This is a genomic window from uncultured Georgenia sp. (genome assembly GCF_937958535.1).
Lineage (GTDB): Bacteria > Actinomycetota > Actinomycetes > Actinomycetales > Actinomycetaceae > Oceanitalea.
The window spans coordinates 1-5,371 of sequence record NZ_CALGNQ010000133.1; the positions used below are offsets into that span (position 1 = coordinate 1).

General features: G+C 75.8%; 5 protein-coding genes. 3 read left to right on the plus strand and 2 right to left on the minus strand.

Annotation, left to right across the window (positions count from 1 at the left end; translation table 11 throughout):
- Positions 1–1,353: dihydrolipoamide acetyltransferase family protein (locus Q0195_RS07545; protein WP_299276612.1), on the plus strand; the 1,353-nt coding region annotated here is incomplete at its 5' end.
- 27 nt (positions 1,354–1,380) lie between these two features.
- On the opposite strand, the gene Q0195_RS07550 is transcribed toward Q0195_RS07545, so the two are convergent.
- Positions 1,381–2,022, minus strand: a complete 642-nt coding sequence (locus Q0195_RS07550) for a neutral zinc metallopeptidase (protein WP_366518086.1) — start codon at positions 2,020–2,022, stop codon at positions 1,381–1,383.
- Positions 2,013–2,267, minus strand: coding sequence for a hypothetical protein (locus Q0195_RS15785; protein ID WP_366518087.1), 255 nt, complete (start codon positions 2,265–2,267; stop codon positions 2,013–2,015). The genes Q0195_RS07550 and Q0195_RS15785 overlap by 10 nt, the downstream gene beginning before the upstream one ends.
- Before the next feature lie 223 nt (positions 2,268–2,490).
- Between Q0195_RS15785 and Q0195_RS07555 the strand changes: the two genes are divergently transcribed.
- Together Q0195_RS07555 and Q0195_RS07560 are read left to right on the plus strand one after the other, a co-directional pair.
- Positions 2,491–2,829 (plus strand): hypothetical protein, encoded by a 339-nt coding sequence (locus Q0195_RS07555; RefSeq protein ID WP_299276615.1) that lies wholly within the window; start codon positions 2,491–2,493, stop codon positions 2,827–2,829.
- On the plus strand, positions 2,826–5,371 hold a 2,546-nt coding region (locus tag Q0195_RS07560), incomplete at its 3' end, for a hypothetical protein (RefSeq protein WP_299276618.1). The genes Q0195_RS07555 and Q0195_RS07560, both read left to right, overlap by 4 nt.

Below are 5,371 nucleotides of genomic sequence, written 5' to 3' on the forward strand. Positions count from 1 at the left end.
GGTGAGGGGCTCACCGAGTCGGAGATCGTCACCTGGCACGTCGCCGAGGGCGACGTCGTCGAGCTCAACCAGGTGCTCGCGGAGGTCGAGACCGCCAAGGCGGTGGTCGACCTGCCGAGCCCCTACGCGGGCCGCATCGTCCGGCTCCACGCCGCGGAGGGCGAGGTCGTCCCGGTCGGCGCGCCGCTCGTCGACTTCGAGCCGGCCGGCGACCGCGGCACGGCTCCACCGCCGGCTCCCACGGAGCCGGCCGTCGCACCGGGTGCTGCCGCGCCTGGAGCGTCCGGGACGCCGTCCACCGCCACGCCGGCCACCCCCGCCGAGCCTGCCGCCTCGACCGCCGGGCCCGCCGCGGCGGCTCCGCAGCGGCACGCGGTGCTCGTCGGCTACGGACCGCGGACCGAGGCCGGCGCCCGTCCGCGGCGCCGCCCGCGCACGTGGGAGACCGTGCCCTACCGCCGGCCGAGCGCAGTGGAGCACCGCCACACCACCCCGCGGGCGATGCCCCCGGTACGGATGCTCGCCCGGCACCTCGGCGTGGACCTCGACACCGTGCGCGGTACCGGCCCGGACGGGCTCATCCGCCGCGCCGATGTCGAGGCGGTGGCCGGCACCGCACCCGGGCCCGAGCACACGGCCGACGCCGCGGTGCGCCACGGCCGGGCCTCGACCTTCGTCCCGGTCACGGGGCTGCGCAAGCACACTGCCCGCGCCATGGTCGAGTCGGCGTTCAGCGCCCCGCACGCCGCCGTCCACTCCACGGTGGACGTCTCCGAGACCCTCCCGCTGCTGCGCCGCACCAAGGACCGTGTCACCGGGCACGCCCCGACCTTACTCTCGCTCGTCTGCCGGGCGGTCGTGCTCGCCGCCCGGCGCACGCCGTCGGCCAACGCCCGCTTCGACGCCGAGGGCGGCCGTATCGAGCAGTTCGGGGCCGTGCACCTGGGGATCGCGGTGGCCACCGACCGCGGCCTGGTGGTGCCGACCGTCCGGGAGGCCGACACGCTCGACGCCGGCACGCTGGCCGAGCGGATCGCCCGCCAGGCAGGCCGGGCACGGGAGGGCACCCTGTCCCCCGCCGAGCTGAGCGGGTCGACGCTCACGGTGACGAACGTCGGGGTGTTCGGCGTCGACGGCGGCGTGCCGATCCTCAACCCGGGCCAGAGCACCATCGTCGCGCTCGGTGCGGTGCGCCGTCGCCCGTGGGAGTACCGCGGTGAGGTCGCGCTGCGGGAGGTGGTGACGGTGACGGTCTCCTTCGACCACCGCGTGCTGGACGGTGCCGAGGCGGCGGCGTTCCTCACCGACGTCACCGACGTCCTGGGCGACCCGGCGCTCCTCCTCACCCGCTGACCCGCCGCGCGCCGTCGCGGGGCGGCGTCACGGGGTCTGCGCGGCGAAGGTGTCGCAGGCCTGGAGGCGACCCTCGCGGTACCCCGTGGTGAACCAGCGGGTCCGCTGCTCCGCCGAGCCGTGGGTCCAGGTGTGGGGCTGGACCTCCCGGCCGGCGGACTCCTGGATGCGGTCGTCGCCGACGGCGGCGGCGGCGTCCAGCGCGGTCCGCACCTGGTCCGCGGTGGGCTCGCGGAGGAACGCCTGCCCGGTGTCGGGGTCGATGGTGGTGGCGGCGGCGCCGATGAACATCCCGGCGTAGCAGTCGGCCTGCAACTCCAGGCGCACGGCGTCGCCGGAGGGACCGGTGTCCTGGCGGTCCACCGACTCCATCGTGCCGAGCATGTGCTGGGTGTGGTGGCCCCACTCGTGGGCGACGATGTACATCTGCGCCAGGGGCGCGTTCTGCGCCCCGAGCTGGGACTCGAGCTGGTCGAAGAAGCCGAGGTCGAGGAAGACGGAGGAGTCCGCCGGGCAGTAGAAGGGGCCGACGGCAGAGGTCGCCGCGCCGCAGCCGGTCTGCACCGAGTCGGTGAAGATGGTGAAGCCCGGCGGGGTGTAGGCGCCGGTGGTCTGCTCGCTCATCACCCCGTCCCAGTAGACGTCGAGGGCGTCGGCCGTCAGGACCATGCGGCCTCGGTGTGGGCGTTGGCGTCCGCGCCGGTCCGGCAGTGGCTCAGGTCCTGGCCCGGGCCGGCGTCGCCGCCGCCTCCGCCGCCGAGGAGCCCGGCCGGGTCCTGCCCGGTGAGGAGCATGACGAGGACGACGACGATGAGCCCGCCGCCGCCCAGCCCGCCGCCGATGGCCATCCCGCGCCGCCCGCGTGACGTGCGGACGCGACCGGCGTCCCCGCGCACCCCGTCGTTGAACGTCATCCCTGCATCTTGCGCCCAGAGCGGGCGTCACGCCCGGTGGGCGTCACGGTCACCCTCCGCTCACCCCGCTCACCCCACCGGTCACCCGAGCGACAGGTGACGATCCCCCGGCCCTTCATCGTCAAGCGTCGAGAGTGGCCGTCGAGACGTGGGTAGGTTCCGCAGCAGGCCCCGGTCCGTTCACGGCGGGGGGCCACGTTGTCGGACGAGGGCGGGCGGAGACATGACACAGGACGCGGCGCAGCGACGGGACGGGACGGTCGACCCGCGGTCCTGGCCGGTGGTGGCCCAGGCCGTCACCGTGGCCGGTGCTGCGGCGCTGGCCGGGTTGGTGTCCACCGGGGCAGCTCCCTGGCCGCTCGCCGGAGCCGGCTACGTCCTCGGCGCCGTGGTCGCGGTCTTCCTGCTCACCCTCCACCGGTCACTCACCTCCGTCCGGCGGAGCAAGCACTTCCGGCCCAACCCGCTCCTCGACCGCACGGCGGTCGCACTCGCGGCGCTGGGCCTCCTGGTCGGGCTCTACAGCGGCTACCTCGTGGCGACGGAGCTGGCGAAGTGGTGAGGCGCCCAGGAGCGGCGGTCCTCGTCGGGCTGCTCACCTCACTCCTCCTGCTCGGCACCACGCCCGCGGCCGCCGAGCTCTCGGCGGTCGGGTCGGAGAGCGTTTCCGCGGTCGCCGCCTGCACCGCGCAGGCCGACCACCTCCTGGCGGCCGTCGTCGTGGACGAGTCGTCCAGCCTGCGCGACACCGATCCCGGTGACCTGCGGGTCGGTGCCATCGAGACGGCGCTCGACTCCCTCGAGCGACTCGCGGACGACGGAGACGCGCTCACCGTCGAGGCCCGGCTCTCGGTCTTCGGCGAGACGAGCACCGAGCTCGTCGGCTGGGGCGACCTCGCCGGCGGCCACGCCGAGGAGCTGCGCACGGCGGTCCGCGAGGAGCTGCCCGAGCGCGACGGCGCCCGCCTGACCGACTACCGCCGGGCGCTCGGGGACGCGCAGGCGGCGCTGGGCGACCGTGCCGCCGAGCTCGGCGGCACGGCGTGCAAGCTCGTGCTCTGGCTGACCGACGGCAAGCTCGACGTCGACGGCTGGGGCGAGGGCCCGGCCACCGCGGCCGCCCGGGCCGAGCTGTGCGAACCCGGGGGCCTCGTCGACGGTGTGCGTGCCGACGGCATCACCGTCGTCGCGATGGGCCTGATGACCTCCGCGGGCCGCGGTGCCGTCACCGACCTCGACCGGGACCGGCTGCGGGCGATCGCCGAGGGCAGTGCCGGCAGCGAGTCCTGCGGCACGGCACCGGTCCCCGCCGACGTCACGAACGGGGCGTTCCTCAACGCCGACGACGCCGGAGCACTCGCCCGGCTCTTCGCCGAGATGGGCGCCCTCCTGGAGGGCCTGACGCCCTCCGGGACGGTCGGGTGCCCGGGCGCGGAGTGCCCCGACGGCCGCTTCCCCATCGCCGCGGACCCCGGCGTCGGCGGGTTCCGGCTGGTGGCGGAGAGCACCCCGGACGCCGCGGCCATGCACCTCGTCGCCCCCGACGGCACGACGGTGGTGCTCGACCGGCCCACCACGGACGTCGGTGGGTCCTCCGTCAGCGTCCTGGTCACCGGTTCGCTGACCACCGTCGACGTCCGCGGCCTGGAGCGGAACACCGGCACGTGGACGCTCGTCACCGACCCGACCGCGACCACGCTGATCGACGTCTACCACTTCTGGGGTGTCACGCTCACCGTCGAGGCACCGCACGGTGTGGTGATCGGCGAGCCGAGCGAGCTGCGCATCACGCCCCGCACGACGGACGGGTCGCCCGTGCACCTCGACACCTACTCCTCGACCACGCTGGAGGCCACCGTCGGTGGGGAGGTGCACGAGCTCCGCCCGGACGGGGACGGCTGGGCCACCGACGTCACGGTGCCCGCGGACGCTGCCCCCTCCTCGCTCGTCGTCACCGGCCGGGCGACCGCCGTCACGCACCCGAACGGCATCGAGCTCGGCCCCGTCATGGTCGAGCAGAGCCTCACGACGCAGTTCCCGGCGTCGTTCCCGGTCCCGACCCCGGCGCGGGTGGACCTGGGCCGGCTCAGCGGCGAGAGGAGCGCGGCTGCCGCGCTGACCTTCACCGGGTCCGAGCACGGACCGACCCGGGTCTGCCTCGGCCCCGGCACCGTCACGGCGCACCCCGCCCGCGCCGGGGACGTCACCCTGACCGCGGACACCGAGTGCTCCGACATCGCGGCCGGAGCCTCGGTCGACGTCACGGTCACCTTCACGGCGGAGGCTCCGGCCGACGGACGGGTCGAGGGGAGCATCCCGGTCACGCTCGTCGACATCGACGGCGCCACCATCGACGCCCACGTCCCCGTGACGGGGACGATGGTGCGCCCGGTGGACGACGCCACACGCTGGGGGCTCGTCGCGGCCCTGACGGCACTGGCGCTCGGTCTCGCCTACCTCAGCGCGGTGGGGGCGCGGCGCCTGCTCGGCCGCTTCCGGCTCAGCCCCTACACGAAGTACGCCGAGGTGCCGGTGCGGATCTCCGACCGCGGCCTGGAACGCACCGACGGCGCCACCGCGCTCCTCTCCTCGGAGGAGTTCCGGCACCTGCCGGTCCAGGGCCGCCACCGCTCGTTCCGGGCAGGCTCGGTCACCCACGAGGTGAGGTACCCGTGGAACCCGCTCGCCGAGCCGCAGGCCGTGGTCAGGACGGCGGGTCGCGTGCCTGTCACGCACGTCGCCCGGCAGCCGGCCGACCCCTGGCTGCGGCGCACCGAGCTCCCGGGCAGCACCGGCTTCGTGGTTGCCGCCCAGCAGCCGCTCGACGGTGAGGACGCGGTCCGCGGGACCCTGACGATGGTGGTCGACCCCGGGCGGGAGACGGTCGCCGCACTCCTCCCCCACCGCCTGGCCGAGCTGGGCCGGGTGCACTGGCCGCGGGAGCTCACCCGGGTCCGCGCCGTCTGGGCGGACGCCGCCCGGGAGGCCGCTGCTCCCGCTCCCGGCCGCCCGCCGGCGGCCGGTCCCCCGGACACCCCACCCGGCCGCGTACCGTCCGGGGCCGGACCACCCGGCGGCCGATCGAGCGCGCCACCGCCGCCACC

Coding starts and splice junctions, on each gene's coding strand:
- Q0195_RS07550 (WP_366518086.1), bottom strand. CDS start 2,022: ATGGTCCTGACGGCCGACGCCCTCGACGTCTACTGGGACGGGGTGATG.
- Q0195_RS15785 (WP_366518087.1), bottom strand. CDS start 2,267: ATGACGTTCAACGACGGGGTGCGCGGGGACGCCGGTCGCGTCCGCACG.
- Q0195_RS07555 (WP_299276615.1), top strand. CDS start 2,491: ATGACACAGGACGCGGCGCAGCGACGGGACGGGACGGTCGACCCGCGG.